Source organism: Caballeronia arvi (assembly GCF_001544695.2).
GTDB lineage: Bacteria > Pseudomonadota > Gammaproteobacteria > Burkholderiales > Burkholderiaceae > Caballeronia > Caballeronia arvi.
Window position 1 is genome coordinate 1 of the sequence record NZ_FCOM02000002.1, and the last position, 23,174, is coordinate 23,174.

General features: G+C 64.8%; 19 protein-coding genes and 1 pseudogene. 7 read left to right on the forward strand and 13 right to left on the reverse strand.

Going from position 1 to position 23,174, the window contains the following annotated elements:
- Positions 1-324 (forward strand): annotated as a pseudogene (locus tag AWB74_RS46345) (IS481 family transposase); the annotation flags it as partial.
- Positions 325-475: 151 nt separating this feature from the next.
- Here the strand turns inward: AWB74_RS46345 and AWB74_RS02970 are convergent.
- Positions 476-1,300, reverse strand: a complete 825-nt coding sequence (locus AWB74_RS02970; protein WP_061145310.1) for an EAL domain-containing protein — start codon at positions 1,298-1,300, stop codon at positions 476-478.
- 255 nt (positions 1,301-1,555) lie between these two features.
- Here AWB74_RS02970 and hmgA point away from each other — a divergent pair, with 255 nt between their 5' ends.
- Positions 1,556-2,881 (forward strand): homogentisate 1,2-dioxygenase, encoded by a 1,326-nt coding sequence (gene hmgA, locus AWB74_RS02975; protein ID WP_061145311.1) that lies wholly within the window; start codon positions 1,556-1,558, stop codon positions 2,879-2,881.
- Positions 2,878-4,164: a fumarylacetoacetase gene (gene fahA / locus AWB74_RS02980; RefSeq protein WP_061145312.1), complete on the forward strand. Its 1,287-nt coding sequence runs from the start codon at positions 2,878-2,880 to the stop codon at positions 4,162-4,164. Before hmgA ends, fahA begins: the two co-directional genes overlap by 4 nt.
- Before the next feature lie 3 nt (positions 4,165-4,167).
- Here the strand turns inward: fahA and AWB74_RS02985 are convergent, their stop codons facing one another.
- The gene (locus tag AWB74_RS02985) at positions 4,168-5,313 is read right to left on the reverse strand and encodes an MFS transporter (RefSeq protein ID WP_061145313.1); all 1,146 of its coding nucleotides are present in this window, start codon (positions 5,311-5,313) and stop codon (positions 4,168-4,170) included.
- A gap of 22 nt (positions 5,314-5,335) precedes the next feature.
- Complete coding sequence (locus tag AWB74_RS02990) at positions 5,336-6,508, reverse strand: MFS transporter (protein WP_061145314.1); 1,173 nt, start codon at positions 6,506-6,508, stop codon at positions 5,336-5,338.
- Between AWB74_RS02990 and AWB74_RS46820 the strand changes: the two genes are divergently transcribed.
- Positions 6,507-6,866 (forward strand): hypothetical protein, encoded by a 360-nt coding sequence (locus tag AWB74_RS46820; RefSeq protein WP_200821924.1) that lies wholly within the window; start codon positions 6,507-6,509, stop codon positions 6,864-6,866. The two genes, AWB74_RS02990 and AWB74_RS46820, sit on opposite strands and share 2 nt — an antisense overlap.
- Entirely contained in the window at positions 6,829-7,227 is a 399-nt protein-coding gene (locus tag AWB74_RS02995) for a hypothetical protein (protein ID WP_235024467.1), read from the forward strand. The genes AWB74_RS46820 and AWB74_RS02995 overlap by 38 nt, the downstream gene beginning before the upstream one ends.
- Here the strand turns inward: AWB74_RS02995 and pdeM are convergent.
- The 4 genes from pdeM to AWB74_RS03015 form a co-directional block, all read right to left on the reverse strand.
- Positions 7,190-7,888: a ligase-associated DNA damage response endonuclease PdeM gene (gene pdeM / locus AWB74_RS03000; RefSeq protein ID WP_061145315.1), complete on the reverse strand. Its 699-nt coding sequence runs from the start codon at positions 7,886-7,888 to the stop codon at positions 7,190-7,192. The genes AWB74_RS02995 and pdeM overlap by 38 nt on opposite strands.
- Before the next feature lie 338 nt (positions 7,889-8,226).
- Entirely contained in the window at positions 8,227-10,830 is a 2,604-nt protein-coding gene (locus AWB74_RS03005; RefSeq protein WP_061145316.1) for a ligase-associated DNA damage response DEXH box helicase, read from the reverse strand.
- Entirely contained in the window at positions 10,827-12,482 is a 1,656-nt protein-coding gene (locus AWB74_RS03010; protein WP_061145317.1) for an ATP-dependent DNA ligase, read from the reverse strand. Before AWB74_RS03010 ends, AWB74_RS03005 begins: the two co-directional genes overlap by 4 nt.
- The gene (locus AWB74_RS03015) at positions 12,479-13,522 is read right to left on the reverse strand and encodes a ligase-associated DNA damage response exonuclease (RefSeq protein ID WP_061145318.1); all 1,044 of its coding nucleotides are present in this window, start codon (positions 13,520-13,522) and stop codon (positions 12,479-12,481) included. Before AWB74_RS03015 ends, AWB74_RS03010 begins: the two co-directional genes overlap by 4 nt.
- Before the next feature lie 275 nt (positions 13,523-13,797).
- On the opposite strand from AWB74_RS03015, the gene AWB74_RS03020 reads away from it, so the two are divergent.
- Complete coding sequence (locus AWB74_RS03020; protein ID WP_061145319.1) at positions 13,798-14,295, forward strand: plasmid fertility inhibition factor family protein; 498 nt, start codon at positions 13,798-13,800, stop codon at positions 14,293-14,295.
- Between the two features lie 116 nt (positions 14,296-14,411).
- Here the strand turns inward: AWB74_RS03020 and AWB74_RS03025 are convergent, their stop codons facing one another.
- A complete protein-coding gene (locus tag AWB74_RS03025) occupies positions 14,412-15,410 on the reverse strand; it encodes a LysR family transcriptional regulator (protein ID WP_061145320.1) in 999 nt (332 codons plus the stop codon).
- A gap of 715 nt (positions 15,411-16,125) precedes the next feature.
- Here AWB74_RS03025 and AWB74_RS03030 point away from each other — a divergent pair.
- A complete protein-coding gene (locus AWB74_RS03030) occupies positions 16,126-16,974 on the forward strand; it encodes an aldo/keto reductase (protein WP_061145321.1) in 849 nt (282 codons plus the stop codon).
- A 12-nt stretch (positions 16,975-16,986) separates the two neighbouring features.
- Here AWB74_RS03030 and AWB74_RS03035 read toward each other — a convergent pair whose 3' ends face one another.
- The 5 genes from AWB74_RS03035 to AWB74_RS03055 all read right to left on the reverse strand — a co-directional run bounded on the left by AWB74_RS03035 (position 16,987) and on the right by AWB74_RS03055 (position 23,085).
- A complete protein-coding gene (locus AWB74_RS03035; protein ID WP_061145322.1) occupies positions 16,987-17,406 on the reverse strand; it encodes a hypothetical protein in 420 nt (139 codons plus the stop codon).
- 80 nt (positions 17,407-17,486) lie between these two features.
- Positions 17,487-19,565: an ABC transporter ATP-binding protein gene (locus AWB74_RS03040; RefSeq protein WP_061145323.1), complete on the reverse strand. Its 2,079-nt coding sequence runs from the start codon at positions 19,563-19,565 to the stop codon at positions 17,487-17,489.
- Complete coding sequence (locus AWB74_RS03045; protein ID WP_061145324.1) at positions 19,562-20,419, reverse strand: ABC transporter permease; 858 nt, start codon at positions 20,417-20,419, stop codon at positions 19,562-19,564. The genes AWB74_RS03040 and AWB74_RS03045 overlap by 4 nt, the downstream gene beginning before the upstream one ends.
- On the reverse strand, positions 20,416-21,423 hold the full coding sequence (locus tag AWB74_RS03050; RefSeq protein ID WP_061145325.1) for an ABC transporter permease: 1,008 nt from the start codon (positions 21,421-21,423) through the stop codon (positions 20,416-20,418). Before AWB74_RS03050 ends, AWB74_RS03045 begins: the two co-directional genes overlap by 4 nt.
- A complete protein-coding gene (locus tag AWB74_RS03055; protein WP_061145326.1) occupies positions 21,424-23,085 on the reverse strand; it encodes an ABC transporter substrate-binding protein in 1,662 nt (553 codons plus the stop codon). It lies immediately after the preceding gene.
- Positions 23,086-23,174: the final 89 nt, after the last annotated feature.

Genomic DNA, 23,174 nt, shown 5'->3' on the forward strand with positions numbered 1-23,174 from the left:
GATCGCTGGCGCGATATCTACAACTTCGAACGCCCGCATGCAGGCATCGGCATGGCCACCCCGGCCACGCGCTACAGCGCGAGCCCGCGCGCCATGCCCGCGACGCTGCCGCCGCTGGAGTACGGCGCGTGCGACGAAGTGCTGCGCGTGGGCTGGAACGGCAAAGTAACGTTTCGAGGTCACCATTTGCGCGTATCCAGCGCACTGCACAGACTGGACATCGCCGCGCGACCCAGCAGCAAAGTTGCCGATGCCTACGACTTCTACTTCGCTCATCATCGACTCATGACGTTTGACCCAAACCAGCCCGATGCGCCAAGATGAATGTGTCAGCTATGTCCCCGACGAAAGTGTCAACCATGTCCCCGGTCTATACACAGCAGTAAAGAAAGTGACTGCTGCCCCGCATAGGGGCGAAGCTAATAAACCAAAAGCAAAACGGGATCCGGCAACAAACAAACAAAGACCCAAAACCCTATCGCGCATTAAGAATCGGATGCGCATCAAACACCGGCCCTTGCACGAAATGCACATCGAACTGCTGAAGCGCGTTGAACATCGCCTCATCGGTAACATTCGAAAAAATGAGCGGAATCTTCAGCCTATGCGCATAAGCCACGAGATGCTTCACAACAGAATCACGTAAAGCCGCGCCCGCATCCATCTTGATGAAATCGAGCCGCGCCATATCCGACACAGCCATGATCTGCCCGGCATTCGGCAGATTCCCCGCAACCTTGAATCCGTAGCGCTGATAGCTCTTGGTGAGATAGCCGACAAACGTCTTGTGCGCGACCGCCACCGCGGGCAATTCGATCACCACGCGCGACGGGCTCAAGCCGAACTCCATCAGCACGGAAGAGAAATGCAGCCCGTGATCGTACTTCACGCTCTTCAGAAGCCGCTCGTGCACGCGCAAGAACAACAGCCCCGGCCGATGCGGCCCGAAGAAATTGAACGCATGCAGCGCCCGCGATAACCGGTCCAACGCCACGAGTTCCCGATCATCTTCGAGTTGCCCGAAAGGATCGTGCGGCGCGTCGCCCTGAATGAGCGTCAATGCCTGCATGCCGAGTTCATCGCCGAAACGCTCCGCACTCTCCGGCGACGCGCTCAAGGTCTGCGGAAAGCTGTGCGTGCCGACATCGAAGATCGGCTCGTAGGCGCTCGATATGCACAGATCGTGGTAATGCGCGATGGCCTGCCCCGCATGCTCGTTTTCTCCAAGCACGACATGCGCGCCGAGAAACGGATGCTTCGAGGCGCGGGCGACGAGTTCAGGCAAGGAAGGCGCAATCATGAATGGGGCGTTCGGGTTCGCAAGGCGTGCCGTACCGGGCGATTGTCATTGGAATTGGTCGATGGTATCAGCGCGCAAGACCGCGTCCAGCACCAAATTCACATATTGATATGCCCGAGAGAATGCGTCGATCAAGGGTTTACGAGGAATTTCACTAATCGTAATTCGTTTTACCATGCGTAAAACGCAGCGGCGAGCAGCGCAATGCGGCCGTCGTCGCCAGACCAGTCGTTCTTTTCGTCGAGGATTTCGACCATGCCAACGTTCGAGACGCACACGGACGCGAACCAGCACTATCAATCCGGCTTCGCCAACGACTTCGCCACCGAGGCGTTGCCGGGCGCGCTGCCGATCGGCCGCAACTCGCCGCAGCGCGCGGCCTACGGTCTCTATGCCGAGCAGTTGTCGGGCTCGGCGTTCACTGCGCCGCGCGCGCATAACCGGCGCTCGTGGCTCTATCGCATCCGGCCGGCTGCCGTTCACAAGCCGTTCACGCAGATCGGGCGCGGCAAACTCGTCGCGAACTTCGCCGAGGTTCCGCCGACGCCGCCGAATCAGCTGCGCTGGGACCCGCTGCCGATGCCCGACGCGCCGACCGATTTCATCGACGGCTGGGTGACGATGGCCGGCAACGGCGCCGCCGAATCGATGACCGGCTGCGCGATTCATCTGTACGCCGCCAACCGGTCGATGCAGGACCGCTTCTTCTACAACGCCGACGGCGAATTGCTGATCGTCCCGCAGCAGGGCCGGCTCGCGATCTTCACGGAACTGGGCAAGCTCGATATCGAACCGTACGAAATCGCCGTGATTCCGCGCGGCGTGCGTTTCGCCGTCGCCTTGCCCGATGGCGAAGCGCGCGGTTATGTCTGCGAAAACTTTGGCGCACTGTTGCAACTGCCGGATCTCGGGCCGATCGGTTCGAACGGGCTCGCGAATCCGCGCGATTTCCTCACGCCGAATGCCGCGTACGAAGACCGCGAAGGCAAATTCGAGCTCGTCACGAAGATGAACGGCGTGCTCTGGTGCGCGGATATCGGCCATTCGCCGCTCGATGTCGTCGCGTGGCACGGCAACTACGCGCCGTACAAGTACGATCTGCGCCACTTCAACACCATCGGCTCGATCAGCTACGACCATCCCGATCCGTCGATCTTTCTCGTGCTGCAATCGCCGAGCGACACGCCGGGCGTCGATACCATCGACTTCGTGATCTTCCCGCCGCGCTGGCTCGCCGCCGAGGATACGTTCCGTCCGCCGTGGTTCCATCGCAATGTCGCGAGCGAGTTCATGGGCCTCGTGCACGGCGTGTACGACGCCAAGGCCGAAGGCTTCGTGCCAGGCGGCGCGAGTCTGCACAACTGCATGTCGGGTCACGGGCCGGACGCGGAGACGTTCGAAAAGGCATCGAAGAGCGATACATCGAAGCCCGCGAAAGTCGACGCCACGATGGCCTTCATGTTCGAAACGCGCACGCTCATTAAGCCGACGCAGTTCGCGCTCGAAACCGCGCAATTGCAGGCCAATTACTACGAGTGCTGGCAAGGCCTCACGAAACACTTCAACCCGGAGCAACGATGAACGACGCGCTCAAAGCCACGCTTGTCGCCGCACTGAAAAGCTGGATCGAATCCGCGAACGATCCCGCGAGCGACTTCCCGATTCAGAACCTGCCGTTCGGCATTTTCAGCGACGCGATCAACGCGCAACCGCGCGCGGGCGTCGCGATCGGTGACTGGATCGTCGATCTTTCCGTGCTCGAAGACGCCCGTCTCATCGACGGACACGGCACGTTCAACGCGACGCGCCTGAACGATTTCATCGCGCTCGGCCAGCAAACATGGCGCGATGTGCGCATCGCGCTTTCTGCGTTGCTCGCGCAAGGCAACGCGACGCTGCGCGACGACGCCGACCTGCGCCGCCGCGCGCTCGTGCCGCGCAAGGATGCGACGATGCATCTGCCCGTCGAGATTCCCGGCTACACGGATTTCTATTCGTCGAGAGAGCACGCGACGAACGTGGGCTCGATGTTCCGCGATCCGAAGAACGCGCTGCTGCCGAACTGGTCGGAGTTGCCCGTCGGCTATAACGGACGGGCGTCGTCGGTCGTGGTGAGCGGCACGAAGGTGCGGCGCCCGAACGGCCAGATCAAGCTGCCGAACGACGAGCGGCCGGTGTTCAGCGCGTGCCGCAAGCTGGACATCGAACTGGAGACGGGCTTCATCGTCGGGAAGGGCAATGCGCTCGGCGAGCCGATTCCGTGTGAAGACGCCGAGGCGCATATATTCGGCATGGTGCTGCTCAACGACTGGAGCGCGCGTGATATCCAGCAATGGGAATATGTGCCGCTCGGACCGTTCAATTCGAAGGGTTTCGCGACGACCATTTCGCCGTGGATCATCACGCTCGATGCGCTCGAGCCGTTCCGCACCGCGACGCCCGCGCAGGAGCCGCAGCCGCTCGCGTATCTGCGTCATGAAGGCGATCACGCGTTCGATATCGAACTGGAAGTCACGCTGCGTCCGGAAGGCGCGCAACGGGCGACGACGATCTCGCGCACCAACTTCCGGCTGATGTACTGGTCGATGGCGCAACAACTCGCGCATCACACGGTCGGCGGCTGCAACACGCGCGTCGGCGATCTGATGGGCTCGGGCACGATCAGCGGACCGACGCCGGATTCGTGCGGCAGCTTGCTCGAAAGCACGTGGAACGGACAGCGGCCGATCGAGCTGGAAGAAGGCGGCGAACGCGCGTTCCTGCTGGACGGCGATGAAATCACCTTGCGCGGATGGTGTCAGGGAGAGGGGTATCGCGTCGGGTTTGGGGAATGCGCGGGGGAGATTTTGCCGGCGCGCGGGTGAGTTTCACGTTGCGCGGCGCCGTTCCCACCACGCCGCCACGAGAAACGCCACCGCCGCCGCCGTCAGCACGCTGATAAGCGCATCGGGACCGATGCGCTGCATCAGCGTGCCCGCGACGATCGGCCCGCCGAAGCTCGCGACGCTCCACGACGCGCCGACGATCGCCGTCGCGGAAACGAGCGTCGGACCGCGAAAGCGTTCGCCGCACGCGACGAGCGACAGCGTGTAGACGCTGCCCGCCGCCGCGCCGAGCACGAAGAGCAGCGGCCAGCACATCCATGGATGCGCGACTGCCCACGGCAGAAGCGGCAACAGCAGCACCACGACGACGCCCGCGCCCGCATGCACCTTCGCGCGCCCGATGCGGTCGGCGAGCCACCCGATCGGGAACTGCATCGTCGTGTCGCCGAGCAGGATCGCCGATGCGAACAGCACGCCGACTTCCTCGCCGATGCCGTGCGACATCGCGAAGAGCGGCATCAGCGAAAGGGCGAGCGTGTCGAAAAGCGCGAAAAAGCCCGTGCCGATCACGAGCGCCGGCATGCGCGGCAGCACGCTGCGCCAGTCGCCGTGTTCGCCTTCTTCGGCCGCCAGCGCGTGCGGCGTGCCGCGTATCGAGGCGAGCGCGGGCAGCGCCAGCAGAAAGATCGCGCCGCAGATCGCGAAGCGCATCGCCGGCAATCCGCCGATCACGGTGATGAGCACCGGACCCGTCATCTGGAACAGCGTGAAGTTGGTCGCGTAGAGGGCGACGACGCGGCCGCGCGTCGAATCGTCGGCGAGCTGCGTGACCCACGCCTCGCCGATGGTGAAGAGCAGCATCAGCGCCCCGCCGCACAGAAAGCGCAGCACGGCCCACAGCCACAGATTCGCGGTGAACTGCATCGCGATGGTGGACAGCGCCGCGACGATCACCGTGCCGACGATCGTCTCGCGCGCGCCCAATCGATGAGCCACGCGGCTCGCGAACGGCGCGATCGCGAGGCCGCCGCCCGCCTGCATCGCCGTCATCAGGCCGACGATGTCGGTGCCGTGGCCCGCCTGCGTCAGCGCGAGCGCGGTGAGCGGCAGTGTCGCGCCGAGACCCAGCCCGACCACCGCCACGCTCAGGATCAGCGCGAGAAAGTCACGCGAAAGAATGCCCTTCATCCAGCCTGCCGCATCGACGAAATCAGGCAGTTTGCCCGATCGCGAGACGCCGCGCGCGCTTGTCGAGCGTCGCCGAGAGCAGCGTGAGGCCGAACGCGCTCGCCGCCATCAGAATGCCGACCCACGGCAGCGACGTGAGCGGCGCGCCCGCGCTGATCACGCAGCCGCCGAGCCACGCGCCCGTCGCGTTGCCGAGGTTGAACGCGCCCTGATTCAACGTCGACGCGAGATTCGGCGCATCGCTCGCGCGGTTCACGATCAGCATTTGCAGCGGCGGCACGATCGCGAACGCGAGCACGCCCCAGAAGAAAATCGTGATCATCGCGGCGATCGGCTCGTGCATCGTGCCCGCGAAAATCGTCAGGATCGCGACGATCGCCAGCAGAAACGACAGCAGCGAGCGCAGCAGCTTCCAGTCCGCGAGCTTGCCGCCGAGCGTGCTGCCGACCGTCAAGCCGAGACCGAAGAGCAGCAGCACGTAGGTGACCGCGCGCGGCGTAAAGCCGGTGACGTCTTCGAGAATGGGCGTGATGTACGTGAACACCGAGAACAGACTGGCCGATGCGAGCACGCTGATGCCGAGCACCATCAGCACTTGCGGATTCTTGAGCACGTCGAATTCGCGCAGGATGCTGGTTTCGCGCATCTCGATGTGCTTCGGCAGGCACACGGCGAGCGCGCCCGCCGCGGCGACGCCGATCAGCGTGACGACCCAGAACGTCGAGCGCCAGCCGGCAGCCTGGCCGAGCGCGGTGCCGAGCGGCACGCCGAGCACGTTGGCGAGCGTGAGGCCGGTGAACATCAGCGCGATGGCCTGCGCGCGGCGGTTCGGCGCGACGAGATCCGCCGCGACCACCGAGCCGATGCCGAAGAACGCGCCGTGACAGAACGCAGTGACGATGCGCGCGCCCATCAGCACCCAGTAGTTCGGCGCGAGCGCGCACAGCAGATTGCCGACGATGAACACGCCGATCAGACTCATCAGCGCTTTCTTGCGCGGCATCTTCGCGGTGACGACGGCGAGAATCGGCGCGCCGACCGTGACGCCGAGCGCATAGCCGGAGACGAGCATGCCCGCCGCCGGAATCGACACCGCGAGGTCGCGCGCGACGTTGGGCAACAGGCCCATGATGACGAATTCGGTCGTGCCGATGCCGAACGCGGCAACGGCGAGAGCGAAGAGAGGCAGAGGCATGGCGGGGACGAAGGAAAGTGGCGCGCGAGCGCAAGGAAGGCTCGAATTCTACCGAAACGTCAATTTTGATGCTGGTATAAACCCTGATTCGCGACAGCCGCGCGCCGGCTCGCACAGAACGGATATTCTTGCGGATGACGCGGCCGCGCAGGACTGTTGCCCGCGCGCGTCCGGGATGCGTCTGATGTTTCCGGTAACACACGCGCCGACGCTCAAACCTTCCGCAACTGAAATGCCGGTGAGTGTTGGAAAAACGCAGCAAACCTATGAGAACGATGTCTCTGAAACAACTTTGCCTGACGGCCGTTTTTGCCTGCGCGATGTCGCTGGCCCCGCAGATCCGCGCTCAAAGCAGTGAGGCCGGCCCCATCGCTACGAAGGCGGGCACGCTGCATTTCCTGCGCGACGAATCCGGCATGGCGGCGCTCATCGACACCCAAGTGTTCGATCGCTTCGACGCCAAGCGCATTGCGCATTTCGACGAAACGTCGGCCACGGCCGATACCGTTACGCGCATGCTGGTGCAATCCGATACCGGCCCGCTGCTCTACGACTTCCGCCGCAACCCGCCGCTCGTGCAGCGCATGGGTCAGCGCATGACGGTCAAGCGCGTCTTCTGGCAGGGAGAGGAAGTGGTGATGCAGTCGAATCTCGGCTGGTACGGCTATCAGCGCGGCAAGCTCACGAAGCTGCAATCGTCGACGACGATCTATCACTGAGCGGAAACACGCGTTCGCCGGCGATCACGTAGACCGCTTCGCCGCGCGCATCGGTATTGACTTCGAAGCCGCCCGTGAACGCGCCGAACGCGGGCAGCACGCCCGCGCGCCTTCCGAAGCGAAAGCACGGCAGACGCGCGCTGTCGACGCGCGTCGCGAGCCGATACACCGGATGCTCGTGACCGGCGAGCGCATACGCGCCATCGACCGTCTGCGGATGATGGCAAAGCGCCCACGGCCCGAGCCCATGCGGCTCCTTCACGACATCGACGCCGAAGAGGGCGGGCAGTGCGCCCGCGTGCTTGTCGTGATTGCCTTCGACGAGCGCGAGCCGCAATTCGCGATGCTTCGCGCGCCAGACGGCGAGGGCGTCGAGGGTTTCGTCGGCGTGGGATTCGCGTGCGTGGAGCAGGTCGCCGAGGAAGACGATTTGCTCCGGACGATGCGCGGCGACGAGCGCATCGAGCCGCGCGAGGCTTTCCGGTGTCGTGCCGACGGGCACCGGGATGCCGCGTGCACGGAATACGGCGTCCTTGCCGAAATGTGCATCGGCGATGAAGAGGCTTTTCGATTGCGGATCGAAGGCGGCGCGATTTGCCGAGAGCACGAGTGCGTGGCCGGCTATGTCGATCGTCAGGGACTCTGTTGGTGGTGGGTTCATTTTTGCTGCTGCTGTTGTCTCGCCTTTTCGTTCAGTAGCCGCCTCCCCGGCGGAGGGGTAACTTTCTTTGCTCGGGACCAGAGTAAGCGCTAAAGCGCCAACTCTGGTCGACGCAAAGAAAGTCACCAAAGAAAGCAGCTCTCCCCAGCCTAAGCACTTCACGCCGGCCGCGGCACAGGCGATTGGCTGAATGGCCCCCGGAGTCGCGAGTGCCCCCACAAAACTTGCCGGGCTTGGATCGCGCACGGTCCGCCAAGCCGCACGTTTGATCGCGCTGGCACAGCGCCCGCAAGCTCCGGCCCCGCTTCGCGGCCGACGGGTTCTGTTTTTCGGTCCGCTTAGTTTTTCGCCGCCTTCTCCAAATCCGCCAGCATTCTCTCGACCCGGTCCGACAACTTTTCCGTACTCACTTTCTCCCGCAAGCGCGCGACGATCAGCGGAAACGCGAAAGGCGTCGGCTTCTTCGGGCGCGTCAGCGCCAGGCGGCTGTCGTTCATGCGTTCCAGCGCCGCGCGGATGCGGCCTAATTCCAACTCTTGCAGCATCACTTCCTGATCGGCCTGCGCGAGCAGAAGATTGCCGCTGTCGTGCTTCCGGAAAACTTCGAAGAACAATCCACTCGACGCCTGCAACTGCCGTGCGCTTTTCTGCTGCCCCGGATGGCCCTGATAAATCAGCCCCGACACGCGCGCGATCTCCCGAAACCGCCGCGCCGAAAGTTCCGACGCATTGAGGCTCGCGAGAATGTCGTGCTCCAGATCGTCCGGCGAGAAAAGCCCTTCGGCGATCAGCGTCTCCCAATCGAACGGCCGCGCCGACAGCAATTCGAAGCCGTAATCGTTCATCGATATCGAGAACGTCCCCGGCTGATCGCGTGCGGCACGCCAGCCGATCAGCGAACCCAGCCCGATATGCGCCATGCGTCCTGCAAACGGATAGCAGAAGAAATGATGCCCTTCGCGCGAGCGCACCAGTTCCACGACGAGCACGCCCGGCCCCGGCAGCGCCGACCATTTCGCCTGCAAGTCGAGCAGCGGCCTGATCGCGCGCATTTCGGGCTCGTCGTAGATGCCGTCGTTCGCGCGCGCGAGCATCACGAGCGCGGCGTCCGCGAGTTCGGACGACAGCGGCATCTTGCTGCCGGCCCATTGCGGCATCGCCCCGCGCGATGAGGTCGCGCGCTTCACGTAGGCGGTCATGTCGCGCACGCGGATGAGTTCCAGCGCGCGTCCGCCGAACGTGAAGACATCGCCGGGCTTCAGACGCGAGATGAACGACTCCTCCATCGCGCCGATTCTCCCGCCCGTCATGTAAGCGACACTGATGGTCGCGTTCGCGACGATCGTCCCGACATTGTTGCGATGCCTGCGCACGAGATCTTCGCGCGGCACGCGATACACGCCGTCATCGCCTTTCACGACGCGATGAAAATCCGGATACGCCGCGAGCGACGCGCCGCCGCGCTCGACGAACGCGAGCGCCCAGTCGAACGCCTGTTGCGTCAGATCGCGATACGCATAGGCGGTGCGCACTTCATCGAGCATATCGGCGGGCGTGAATCCGCCGCCGATCGCCACCGTCACGAGATGCTGCACGAGCACGTCGAGCGGCTTCAGCGGCATGTCGCGCCCTTCGATGCGCCGCTCTTCGATCGCCCAGCGCGCCGCCGCCGCTTCGACGAGTTCGAGCGCGTGCGTCGGCACGATCGTCACGCGCGATACGCGGCCCGGCGCGTGCCCCGAGCGGCCCGCGCGCTGCATGAGGCGCGCGACGCCCTTCGGCGAGCCGATCTGAAATACGCGATCCACCGGCAGGAAATCGACGCCGAGATCGAGACTCGATGTGCACACGACCGCCTTCAGTTGCCCGTTCTTCAGGCCGAGTTCGACCCAGTCGCGTACTTCCTTGTCGAGCGAGCCGTGATGCAGCGCGAGCAGCCCGGCCCATTCCGGGCGCAGTTCCAGCAACGCGCGATACCAGATTTCCGATTGCGAGCGCGTATTGGTGAAGACGAGCGAGCTTTGCGCATGCTCGATTTCATCGGCGACGGGACCGACCTGCCGCACGCCCAGATGCCCGCCCCACGGAAAGCGCTCGACGGTCGCGGGTATCAGCGTATCGACGACGAGTGTCTTCGGCTGCGCGCCGCGCACGACGACGCGCGGCGTTTTCACGGGATGCAGCAGCGCGTCGTGCGCGAGCGCGAGATTGCCGAGCGTCGCCGAAAGTCCCCAGATTTGCAGATCGGGCCGCCAGCGCGCAAGCCGGGCGATGGCGAGTTGCGTCTGCGTGCCGCGCTTGTTGCCGAGCAGCTCGTGCCATTCATCGACGACGATCATGCGCAGATGCTTCAGTTCTTCCTGCGCGTTGGCGCGCGTCAGCATCAGCGTGAGGCTTTCGGGCGTCGTCACGAGCGCGGACGGCATGCGGCGGCTCTGACGCGCGCGCTCGGTCGAGGTCGTGTCGCCGGTGCGCAAGCCGACCGACCACGGCACGTCGAGCGCCGTGACCGCGGCCTGCAACGCGCGGGCGGTATCGGCGGCGAGCGCGCGCATCGGCGTGATCCAGAGGACCGTCAGCGGCGCGGGCAGCGCGTTCGGTTTCGGCGCCTTGCCTGCGAAGGCGGCGAGCGCGCCGAGCCACACGGCCCATGTTTTGCCCGCGCCGGTCGTCGCGTGCAAGAGGCCGCTTGCGCCGCGCCCGATCTCGCGCCACGCCTCGCGCTGGAATTCGAACGGCTGCCAGCCGCGCTCATCGAACCAGCGCGCGATGCGTTCATCGATCGGCCTCGCGGCTTCGGTCGCGTCGTAGGCGAACGGTGCGGGCGTGAAAAGCTCGGCGGCGGCATCGAGTTTCGCCTGCGCGGCGCTCGTGCGCGGCACGCGGCGAGGGCGCGGCGCCCGGCGTCGCTCCTTGTCCGCGGACTCGGGCGCGTCGTTCATGCCGTGACCTCGTTCAGGAAGCCTTTGAGCATGTCGAGCGTATCCGCGTCTTCGATCTTTTTGTCCGTGCGCCAGCGCAGCATGCGCGGAAAGCGCACCGCGATGCCCGATTTGTGACGCGGGCTCGCCTGGATGCCTTCGAAGCCGATCTCGAAGACGAGCGTCGGCGTGACGCTCCTCACGGGCCCGAACTTTTCGATGGTCGTCTTGCGCACGATGGCATCGACCTGGCGCATTTCCTCGTCGGTTAGGCCGGAGTACGCCTTCGCGAAGGGTACGAGCGTGCGCGTACCGTCGGCTTCGTCCCACACGGCGAAGGTGAAATCCGTGTAGAGGCTCGCGCGGCGTCCATGGCCGCGTTGCGCGTAGAGCAGCACGGCGTCGATCGCATACGGATCGATCTTCCACTTCCACCACGTGCCCGATGCCTTCGTGCGCCCGACGCCGTACATCGACGCGCGCTCCTTCAGCATCAGACCTTCGACGCCGCGCGCGCGGCTTTTTTCGCGCAACGCGGCGAGCGCGCCCCAGTCCGGTGCGACGACCATCGGCGATACGCGCAGCACGTCCACCGCGAGCGACGATGCGAGCGCGTCCAGCCGAGTGCGCCGCAGATGCAAGGGCTCCATGCGCAGGTCGCGGCCATCGGCTTCGAGCAGATCGTAGGCGAGCAGCGCGGCGGGCGAATCGGCCAGCACTTTCTTCGTCAGCGACTTGCGCGTGATGCGCGGCTGCAAACGCGCGAACGGCAACGGCGCAGCGGCGCCCGGCTCGCACGCGAGAATCTCACCGTCGATCACGGTGCCGTCGGGCAGCGCTGCGCCGAGCGCCGCGAGTTCCGGAAAGCGCTCGGTGACGAGATCCTCGCCGCGCGACCAGATCCATACGCGGCCCGCGCGCTTCACGAGCTGCGCGCGGATGCCGTCCCACTTCCATTCGGCGATCCAGTCCGATGGCGCGCCGAGCGTCGCCGGATCGGCCTGCAGCGGATGCGCGAGAAAGAACGGATAGGGCAGGCCGATGTCGCTTTCGTGCGGCGTATCGACATCGTCGCCTTCAGCCGCGGGCGCGATGAGCCGCAGATAACGCGCGGCGCTCGGCGCGTGCCGCGAATCGGTCCAGCCGACCATACGTTGTGCGATGCGCTTGTGATCGACACCCGCGACTTGCGCGAGCGCGCGCACGACGAGCTGCCGCGCGACACCCACGCGAAAGCCGCCGCCGATCAGCTTCGTCAGCAGGAAGCGCTCGCTCCAGTTCAACTCGTCCCAATACGACAGGAGCCGCTCGCGCAGTTCGACGGGCGCCGCGCCGCGCAGCGTCAGCACGCGCTCCTCGATCCACTGCGCGAGCCCGAGCGACGATTCGCCCGACGCCGGCGGCAATACGTGCGCGATGGTTTCGGCGAGATCGCCGACCGCCTGATACGACTCTTCGAAGAGCCACTCCGGCAAGCCCGCGCGGTCGCGTGCGAACTCGACGAGCATGCGCGTCGGCACCGACTGGCGCGGCTTGCCGCCCGCGAGAAAGTACGACGCCCACGCGGCGTCTTCCGGTTCCGCGCCCGAGAAATACGCGATGAGCGCTTCCAGCTTTTCGTTGGTCGAGGTCGTCGCGTCGAGCGCGGTGTAGAGCGTCGCGAAGCGCTTCATGTCGCGCTCCCGGCGTTCTCGACGATGCTGTCCGCTTCGATCGCATCGTCGCCGTATTCGGTCTTGAAGGCGCCCGCGTCGAGCCCTTGCTCGCAGAGCCAGCGCACCATCGGCTCGATCTGCCCATGCGTGACGATCACGCGCTCGGCGCCCGTCGAGCCGATGGCGAGCTGCAGGCCCGGCCAGTCCGCATGATCGGAGAGCACGAAGCCGCGATCGACGCCCTTGCGCCGTCGCGTGCCGCGCAGGCGCATCCAGCCGGACGCGAAGGCGTCGCTGTATTCGCCGAAGCGGCGCATCCACGTGCTGCCTTGCGCGGACGGCGGCGCCACGATCAGCGCACCTTTGAACGCCGCCTTGTCCTTCGCGGCGATCTCGCTGACGAGGCGCGTCGGCGGCAACGCGACGCCGGCTTCGCGGTACGCGCGATTGAGCGGCTCGACCGCGCCGTGGCAGAAGATCGGGCCGATGGCGGCATCGACGCCCGCGAGAATGCGCTGCGCCTTGCCGAACGAATACGAGAACAGCACCGACGCGCGTCCTTGCGCCGCGTTGTGACGCCACCATGCGTCGATGCCGTCGAAGACTTCGCGCGAGCTGTCCCATCGGTAGATCGGCAGGCCGAAGGTCGATTCCGTGATGAACGTGTCGCAGCGCACGGGCTCGAAGGGCGCGCAGGTCGGATCGGGCTCGACCTTGTAGTCGCCGGACGCAACCCACACGCGCCCCTGGTATTCGACGCGCACCTGCGCCGAGCCGAGCACGTGTCCGGCGGGATGCAGCGACACGCGCACGCCGTTCACGACGATGGCTTCGCCATAGGCGAGCCCTTGCACGTCGATGCCCGGCAGCCGTGACAGCAACACGCCGACGCCCGGCTCGGCCGCGAGATAACGCGCATGGCCGAAGCGCGCGTGATCCGCGTGCGCGTGCGTGATGACGGCGCGTTCGACAGGCCGCCACGGGTCGATATGGAAGTTGCCCGGCACACAGAAAAGTCCTTCTGGCCGCGCGACGATGAGATCGGAAGAGGTATCCACTGATCCTTGAACGAAGCGTGCGTGACAGCGGCGTGACTGACATATCGTCAGGCCCTGTCGTGTGTTCGATTCTGGCAACAAAAGCACGCCACGTGCCCGTCATGGCGCTTTCACGAATCGCAGCTAGGGTGTAAAAGTTTAACTGGCGTCGGCGTCCTGGTTGGCGTCCTGTCGCGGCAGCCGTTCAAGACCGCCAGGCTTTTGCCGATAGTCGTTGGTATGCGAAACACGCGCGCACGGGGCGCGCGCGCCGCAGTCTTCTTCTTGTGACGAACATGGACACGATGGTTGCGCCGACCGCCGCAGAAGCGGTCTGGATCGTCAGGCTCCAGAGCCATCCGCTGTATGACTTCGTGCGCCTGAAACGCGTCTTCGCCGGCGTGGGCTCGCGCCATCAGGTCGTGCTCGTCGACGTGAGAAAACTGCTCGCGTGCGCCGATCGCGACGACACCGACTACGTGCTCAAAGCCGTCGATGACTGGCACGCGGGCAAGGTGCGCGGCATCCGCGAATTCCTCGACCCGGACAATCCCCGCGTGCCGGAAATGCCCTACGTGACGATCAGCGTGCGCCGTTCGCCGGGTTTGCTCGGACTTTTGGGCGTGCATCGTGAAGGTGTCGTCGCGTTTCGCAACGGGCAGCATCGCGCGCGCTATCTGGCTTACGCGGGCGCGCTGTGCATGCCGGTCGAAGTGCACGAGCGCGAGGCGGCGCTCCTGCGCGAGATGTGCGCGGCGCCGGATGCATCGAACTCGGAGTATGGGGAAATTTGAAGCTGGAAAGGCGTGAGCGTCTGCGGATTCGCGCCTGAATGGATGGGCCAGACGGTCGACTCGCCGTGCTGGCCCCAGAGCCGGCTGCGCTCAGCCGGCGTATGACTTCACTGCTTTCAGTTCGCGGTTGCCGACGCGTGGATCGTCGTCTGCAACGGCATCATCGGCGGCATGGGTTGCCGCATCACTTCGTCGGGACGGCTGCCGCTCGTCGCGAACTCCTTGCTTAAATAATCGAGCGCGTAGTCGATGAAGTAGCGCGTCTTGGCTGGCAGATACTGCCGTCCCGGATAGACGATCGACACCTTCATGTCCGGGTCGTCGATCGAGTAGTCCTCCAGCAGGCGCACGAGTGTGCCGTCCTTCAGATCCGTATGCACGATGCCCTCGGGCAGAATCGAGAAGCCCATGCCTTTCAGGGTCGCGAGACGCACCATCAGACCGTTATTGACGGTGTAGACGGGCGCCAGCGTGATCTGATCGGCGGAACCGCGACAATGCCGGAAGTGCCAAGTCTGACTTCGCATTTCGTTCGGGAGTCCGACGGACGGCAAGGTCTGCAGATCGGTGGGCGCGGCGGGCATGCCGTGCTCGGCGACGAACGCAGGCGTGGCAATGGGAATGAGCGTGCTCGTGCCGACTGGCCGCTCGATCAGCGCCGTGCTCGACACCATGAACGCCGTGACGATGCCGACGTCGTAGCCGTCCTCGACGAGATCGACATGACGCTCGGCAAGCGTGAGGCGCACGTTGACTCTGGGAAAGAGCTTGCGGAAGCCGTCGATGAGCGGTGTCAGCGTGAGCAGCGACAGCGCGCTGGACGCGACCACGCGCAACGTGCCGCTGGGCTCGCCCTCGGTATGCGTGACGGTCGACTCTAAATGGTCGAGTTCTTCCAGAAGCGCGCGGCAGCCTTCGAGATAACGCGTGCCGGCTTCAGTAAGAGAAAGATTGCGAGTAGTGCGATTGATGAGACGCGTTCTCAAATGCGCTTCGAGCATTGCAATCGCCCGGGTGACGAGCGCATTGGAAACGTCGAGTTGTTGAGCGGCGCGGCGAAAGCTTTCCGTATCCGCCACCCGCACGAAGACGCGCATTGCGTGGATCTGATTCATCTTTAGTGCCCTCTCAGTGGTGCCACAGGATCCGGACACGATGTTCTTCGACACGCGTGTGTCCGGTTTTTGAACATGCTGTGAAGTCGATAATATTGAGACCTGACGAATATTGCAATATGTACTTGCACTTTCGAAAGGTTCTTTATGGGCTCCGCATTATCGGAAAGGAATTTCAATCGATGAATTCGGAAGCAGGCTTATCGGCGTTATTCGAAATAGGGCGTCCGAAACGCATGCGTTTGGATAATGTTTTCTCATTCCTTGCAGTTCTGGGTCGGATGTTCGCACTGTTTAATTCATGACGATTCATGCGGCGTTTTGCTCCGAATGATGCTCGTTCTATCAACTTGGAGAATAAAGTGATTTCATATATCAGCTAACTTTCGCGTCGAAAGGGTTTTTTAATGAAAGAGCGGCTCTTTTTCGATTTTATAAATTAAGGGGCGTGATTCTGTCGACCGGTGATCCGATAACAAGCATCCTATGCGTCTGATGACGGCTTTGCTTTGGTTGCAGAGACCCACGACTGGCCAATTAAACGGATGGTGAGGGACGACGCCATTTGAGTCTGTAACGCCAGCGGCACCTTCAGGGTCGTGCTAATTACCAGCGCTGCGACGTGTATGTCCCTTCCGCTGTCAAGGACATCGCGGTCGCGCTCTTCTTCCCGAGGCTTGCGCCATAATCGATCGACACACAAGGAGGCTTCTTCATGGCGCAATCCAGCACGACGACCGTTACGCTCCCATCGGGTGAAGTGATACCGAAGCTCGGCCAGGGCACCTGGGAAATGGGCGAGCGCCCGAACGCGCGCAAGAGCGAGATCGCCGCGCTTCGCGAAGGCGTCGATGTCGGCATGACGCTCATCGATACCGCCGAGATGTACGGCGACGGCGAGAGCGAAAAGCTCATCGCCGAAGCGCTCGGCGACCGGCGCAACGAACTGTTCATCGTCAGCAAGGTGTATCCGCACAACGGCAGCGAGCGCGGCGTGCAGGCTGCGTGCGAGCGCAGCCTTAAGCGTCTGAAGACCGATCGCATCGATCTCTATCTGCTGCACTGGCGCGGCGGCGAAAATCTCGAAGGCGTGGTCGCGGGTTTCGAACGATTGCAGCGCGACGGGAAGATTCGCCACTGGGGCGTGTCGAACTTCGATACCGACGACATGGAAGAACTCTTCTCACTCGACGGCGGCGACGCCTGCGCGACCGATCAGATTCTCTACAACGTCGCGCGGCGTGGATCGGAGTTCGATTTGCTGCCGTGGCTGCGCGAGCGCCGCATGCCCGCGATGGCGTATAGCCCCGTCGATCATGCACGCCTGCCGCGCGGCGGCGCGCTCGAAAAAATCGCGGCGGCGCGTGGCGTGTCTGCGTTTCAGGTCGCGCTCGCGTGGGTGCTGCAACAGCCGCAGGTCTTCGCCATTCCGAAAGCGGCGGACGTCGCGCACGTGCGCGAGAATCGCGCGGCGCTCGATCTGCACTTGTCCGCCGACGAACTCGCGGATATCGATCAGCAGTTCAAGCCGCCGAAGTCGAAGCGCTCGCTCGAAATGCTGTGATGCCGCGTTGGATTATGTACACGCGTGATGCGCGTGGACCGAGCCGAGCACGGCGACTTCCGCAGGCGTGCGCCGGAGATCCGCTTCGTTGACCTGCTTCGCGTCGGCGAGGAAGTCATCGACGATCGACGACACCTTCGTGTCCGTCAGGCAGAGCGACACGCGCTTGGTCTCGCCAACGGGCAGCGATGCGCGCTGCGACAGGAACAGCACGCCATACTGATAGCCGCGCACGATGCCGCGCACCGCGCCCACGCATTGCCCTTGAGCGGCGTCGTCGGACTTGGCGGCGCATTGCTGCGCGAGCGAGTAAGCGGAGAAGGTCGGATCGGACGCGCCGGGCGTCGGGGATTGCGGCGCGGTCTGGGCATGGGCGGCAATCGCGACGCCGAACGTAAGTGCGCAAAGCGTGGCGGAAAGGGCGGGTTTCATCGATTGAATCCTCGTTGTTTTGAACGGTGAACCGATGAGAGACGCGCAAGGCCCGATTGGTTCCGGTGAATGGCCCGCGCTCAGCTTTCCTGACGCTGCAATGCGCGCAATTCGTCGACGGGAATGTGGCAGTGAATGACATGTCCATCGCCGGCATTGCGGCAGGGCGGCGCTTCGGTCTCGCAAACGGCGCCGATCTTGCGCGGGCAGCGCGTATGAAAGACGCAGCCAGAAGGCGGATTCGCCGCGCTCGGCAATTCGCCGGACAGCCGGATGCGCTTCGCGAGCGTTCCGTCGATCGAGTCGATCGACGGCACCGACGACAGCAACGCTTCGGTGTACGGATGTTGCGGGCCATCGAAGACGGCGGCGGCGCGCCCGATCTCCATGATGCGCCCGAGATACAGCACCGCGATGCGATCCGACAGATAGCGCACCACATGCAGATCGTGCGAGATGAACACGTAGCTCACGCGCCGTTCGCGCTGCAGATCGGCGAGCAGATTGAGGATGGCGGCCTGCACGGAGACATCGAGCGCGGACGTGGGCTCGTCGCAGACGACGACGCGCGGATCGCCCGCAAAAGCACGCGCGATCGCGACGCGCTGCTTGAGCCCGCCCGACAGTTGCCGCGTGCGCGCGCTCAGATAGCGCTCCGGCAGGCGCACGGCCTGAGTCAGCGTATGCAGACGCGCTTCCTTCGCCTCGCCGCGCAGCGCGCCCAGCTTCGACAGCGAACGCGCAATCAGTTGCCGCACCGAATGCGCGCGATTCAGCGCGGAATCCGGATTCTGAAAGACAATCTGCAGCGACTTGACCTGCTCGCCGCTGCGCTGCGTCACGCGCTCGGGCAGCGCCGTGCCGTCGAGTTCGAGCGACGCGCCCTTGTCCGGCGATACGAGGCCGAGCAGCAGCTTCGCGAGCGTGGTCTTGCCGCTGCCCGATTCGCCGACGAGCCCGAGCGTTTCGCCTTGCGCGAGATCGAGCGAGACATCGTGGACGGCGCGCACGTCTTCATCGCCGACACGGAAGGTCTTCGACAGATTGCGCGCCGACAACGCGAGCGGCTGGCCCTCGCCGCCCGCGATCGGCACGGGCGCTTCATCGGCCGAGCGCGGCAGCGTTTCCGCGCGCTCGTGATAGTGGCAGCGCGCCATCTGATCGCCATGCGCCGACGCGACGCGATAGGGCGGCGGCGCGTCCTTGAGACAGCGCTCGTCGGCGAGCTTGCAGCGCGGCGCGAAGATGCAGCCCTGCGTGATCGATCCCGGCAGCGGCAGCGAACCCGGAATCGTGTCGAGACGACCGGTTTCCTTCGAGCGTCCTTCGCGCGGCAGGCAGCGCAGAAGGCCGACCGTGTACGGATGACGCGGCTTCGCGAAGACATCGGCGGCGGCGCCTTCTTCCACGAGCTTGCCCGCATACAGCACGCCGACGCGGTCGCACATGCGCCCGATCACCGCGAGGTTGTGGCTGATGAAGAGCACCGCCGTGCCGATCTCGTCACGCAACTGCGCGATCAGATCGAGCACCTCGGCTTCGACGGTGGCGTCGAGGCCGGTCGTCGGTTCGTCGAGAATCAGCAGCTCGGGATTGCACGCGAGCGCCATCGCGATGACGACGCGTTGCTGCATCCCGCCCGAGAGCTGATGGGGATAGCTTTCCATCACGCGTTCCGGCGACGCGATGCGCACGCGCCTCAGCATCTCGGCGGTGCGGGCGAGCGCTTCGTCGGCTGAGGCGCCCGTGACCTCGAACGCTTCGGAGACCTGCCGCGCGATCGTCAGCGACGGATTCAGCGCGCGCCCCGGATCCTGATAGACCATCGATACGGCGTTGGCACGCATGCCGCGCAGCGCGTCGGCATCGAGCGTGGCGACGTCGCGCCCGGCGATCGAAATGCGGCCAGCCTTCACGCGGCCATTGCGCGGCAAATAGCGCAGCACCGCGAGCGCGGCGGTCGATTTGCCGCAGCCCGATTCGCCGACGAGCCCATACGTTTCGCCGCGCTTCACGCGCAAGGTGACGTCCTGCAGCACCTCGCGTTCGCGTCCGCGCGACCAGTACGCGACCGTGAGCCCGACGACGGTGAGCGCATCGGCCTGATCGCCTTTCGCGGCGCCGAAGGTGGGAAATGCCGATGGCGGCGGTCCGTTCATCGGTCGAGCACTCCTTGCACGGCATCGGCGACGAGATTCACGCCGACGACCAGCGACGCAATCGCGGCGGCGTCGAACACGACGGTCCACCACGCGCCGCCCGCCATCAACGTATAGCTTTCGGAGAGCGCGAGGCCCCAGTCGGCCGACGGCGGCTGGATGCCGAAGCCCAAGAACGACAGTGTCGCCACGGCGAAGATCGCGTAGCCGAGCCGCACCGTCGCCTCGACGATGATCGGCGGCAGCACGTTCGGCAGGATCTCCGCGAACATGATGTAGAGCGCGTTCTCGCCGCGTAACTGCGCGGCGAGAACGTAGTCGAGATGACGTTCGCTCAGCACGGCGGCGCGCACGGTGCGCGCGGTGATCGGCGCGAACGTCAGGCCGATGACGATGATCACCGTCGTGTTGCTCGCGCCGACGGCGGCCAGCGCGAGCAGCGCGACGATGACGAGCGGCAGCGCCAGCAGCGCATCGATCACGCGGCCGATGACGGCATCGACCCAACCGTCGAAATAGCCGACGACGAGCCCGATCGCCGTGCCCGCCGCCGTGCCGAGCAAGGTGGCCAACGGCGCGATGGTGAGAATGTCGCGCGAGCCGACGATCACGCGCGCGAACACGTCGCGGCCGAGTTGATCGGTGCCGAACCAGTGATCGGCGGACGGCGGCGTGAGCGAATTGAGCGGATCGGACGCGTAGGGATCGTGCGGCACGAGCCAGTGTCCGAAAAGCGCGCAGACGACCCAGAACAGCAGGATCAGCACGCCCATGTCGAAGGTGGCCGAGCGCACCAGCGCGCCGAGCGCTTCGAAGCGGCGCGGTTTCGTCGCGAGAGCGGTTGCGGTGCTCATTGCGCGTCACCCGTGCGCAGGCGTGGATTGAGCACGACGTAGAGCGCATCTGCGATCAGATTCGCGGCCGTATAGATGACGCCGATGGTCAGCACGCCCGCTTCGAGCATCGGAAAGTCCTTGGCCTTCGCGGCGTTGTAGATCAGCGAGCCGATGCCCTGATAGTGGAACAGCGTCTCCACGACGACGAGTCCGCCGATCATGTAGCCGAGCTGGGTCGCGGCGACGGTCACGGTCGGCAGCAGCGCGTTGCGCAACACGTGCCGCAGAATCACGACGTGTTGAGGCAGGCCCTTGAGAATCGCGGTGCGGGTGTAATCGGCGTCGAGCGCTTCGACGGTGCCCGCGCGCGCCATCCGCGCGATATAGCCGAAGAACACGAACACGAGCGGCAGAACCGGCAGGATCAGATGCTCGAGTTGCGTCAGGATGCCCGAGCCGGCGGGCGCGGTCGCTTCGATCGGCAGCCATTGCAGCCACACGCCGAAGATCAAAATCAGCACGATCGACGACACGAACTCGGGAACCACCGTCGCCGTCAAACCGCCGATGCTGATCACGCGGTCGATCCAGCGTCCCGAATGCAGCGCCGCATACACGCCGCCCGCGATGCCGAGCGGCACCACGACGACGAACGCGAGCGCGCCGAGCTTCGCCGAATTCCACAGCGCAGCGCCGATGAACGGCGCTACGGCTGAGCGAAACGCGTACGACTCGCCCATGTCGCCCCGCAGGAAGTGGCTGATCCAGCCCGTGTATTGCGTGAGCAGCGGCCGGTCGACGCCGAGTTGATGATTCAGCGCCGCGACCGCGCGCGCATCGGCGAGCGGCCCGAGAATCGCGCGGCCGACATCGCCGGGCAAGAGCTGGCCGCCTGCGAAGACGATCATCGACAGAAGCCATAGCGTGACGAGCGCGAGCAGCAGCCGCACGCCGATGAAGCGCACGACGCGTTTCATTTTGGCGAAGTCGGCGACATGCGCCGTCGGCGTGGCCGTGCTCATTTATGCCGATACCGTCGCACGGTCGAACCACATCTGCGAGATCGCGTTGAAGCGCACGCCGGAGACGTTCGCGCGCGTGACGATCAACTGGTCGTAGAAGTAGGGGATGACGACCGGGGTTTCATCGAGCAGCAGATGCTGGATCTGGCCGGAGAGCTTCTTCTGCGACGCGACATCCAGCGCCGCGACGAACTGTGCGACGAGCTTGTCGTACTCCGGATTCTTGAAGTGCGCCGCGTTCCAGGTGCCGCCGCTCGTCAACGGTGCGTTGAGGAACACGTTCGGCACGCCGCGATGCCCGTAATCCGTGATGCCGAGCGGCGAATCGAGCCAGTCCGACTTGCCGAACGTGCCCGAGCCGTAATACAGGTCCTGGCTCTCGACCTTCAACTGGATGCGAATGCCGATCGCCTTCGCCGCGTTCTGGACGACGACCGCGAGATCGGGAATCTCCATGTACTTTTCGGTTGTCAGCGTGACGTCGAAGCCGTTCGCGACGCCGGCTTCGCTCATCAGCTTTTTCGCCTGCGCGACGTCGATCTTGCGTTGGGGCACGGACAGATCGCTCGACGGAAACACCGGCGCGAACGGGCTGTCGTTGCCCACTTGCGCGCGCCCGCGGAATAGGCCCTTCACGATGACTTCGCGATCGATCGCGAGCGCCAGCGCCTGGCGCACGCGCTTGTCCTTGAACGGCGCCATGTCGCAGCGCATGTGCATCTGCCGATGCGAGCTCGACTTCGTGCCGAGCACCTTGAACTGCGGATTCGAGAGCATCGCGAGGCCGCCCTGCACGGTGAAATCGCCCATCACGTCGGCCTGGCGGCCCTGCATCGCGAGGAGTTGCGCCTGATGGTCCGCATAGAAGGAAAACTGCACGCGATCGGGCAGCGCCTTCTCGCCCCAGTAGTCGGGATTACGCACGAACGACGCGCCGACCTTCGGCGTGTATTTCTCCAGCTTCAGCGCGCCCGTGCCCATGAACGACTTCTCGTAGGGTCCGGTGAAGTTCGCGGGAAGGATCACCGCGTTATATGTATTCGAGGACACGTAATATGGGAAATTGCCGTTGGGCGCGTCGAGATGGAATTCGACCGTGTGGTCGTCGGTGGCCTTCGCCGAATCTTTCGACAGCACGCCCTTGAGCACGGAAAGCGCCGCCGAACCCGCGCCCGGATCGGACAGGCGGTTGAAGGTCGCGACGACGTCTTTCGCCGTCATTTGCTGGCCGTCGTGGAACTTCACGTTCGGGCGCAGCTTGAAGGTCCACACGTCGCCCTTGTCGTTCGACTTCCACGACAGTGCGAGCGCCGGCCGCAAGGCGAGATGCTCGCTGTCGTCGTCGATAAGAAATTCGCCCGTCTGATTGATGAGCGCGAGACCGGCAGCGTCCGTCACCGTGAGCGGATCGACGGCGCCCGCGGGCGTCAGATGCGCGACGCGGATCGTGCCGCCGGGCTTCCCCGCGCCCTGCGCGCGCGCAGCCGGCATGCCGAAGAGACCGCCCGCGGTCAGCGCGAAGCCGAGCACGCTCGCATGGCGCAGCAGCTCGCGGCGCGTCAGGCGCCCGGCCATGAATTCGTCGATCGCGTGATTGCCCAGTTCGCCCGCTCGCGGGCGGGCAATCTCGAGAAGATGCGCGTCGGTCGAAGGTTTCTTCATCGGTGTTTTTCCGTTGTAGTTGTTTGCCGGCCGTCGCCCACGCGCGTACGGCTCGACTGCGCCGTCACGGCGCAGTCAGGCGTGAACAG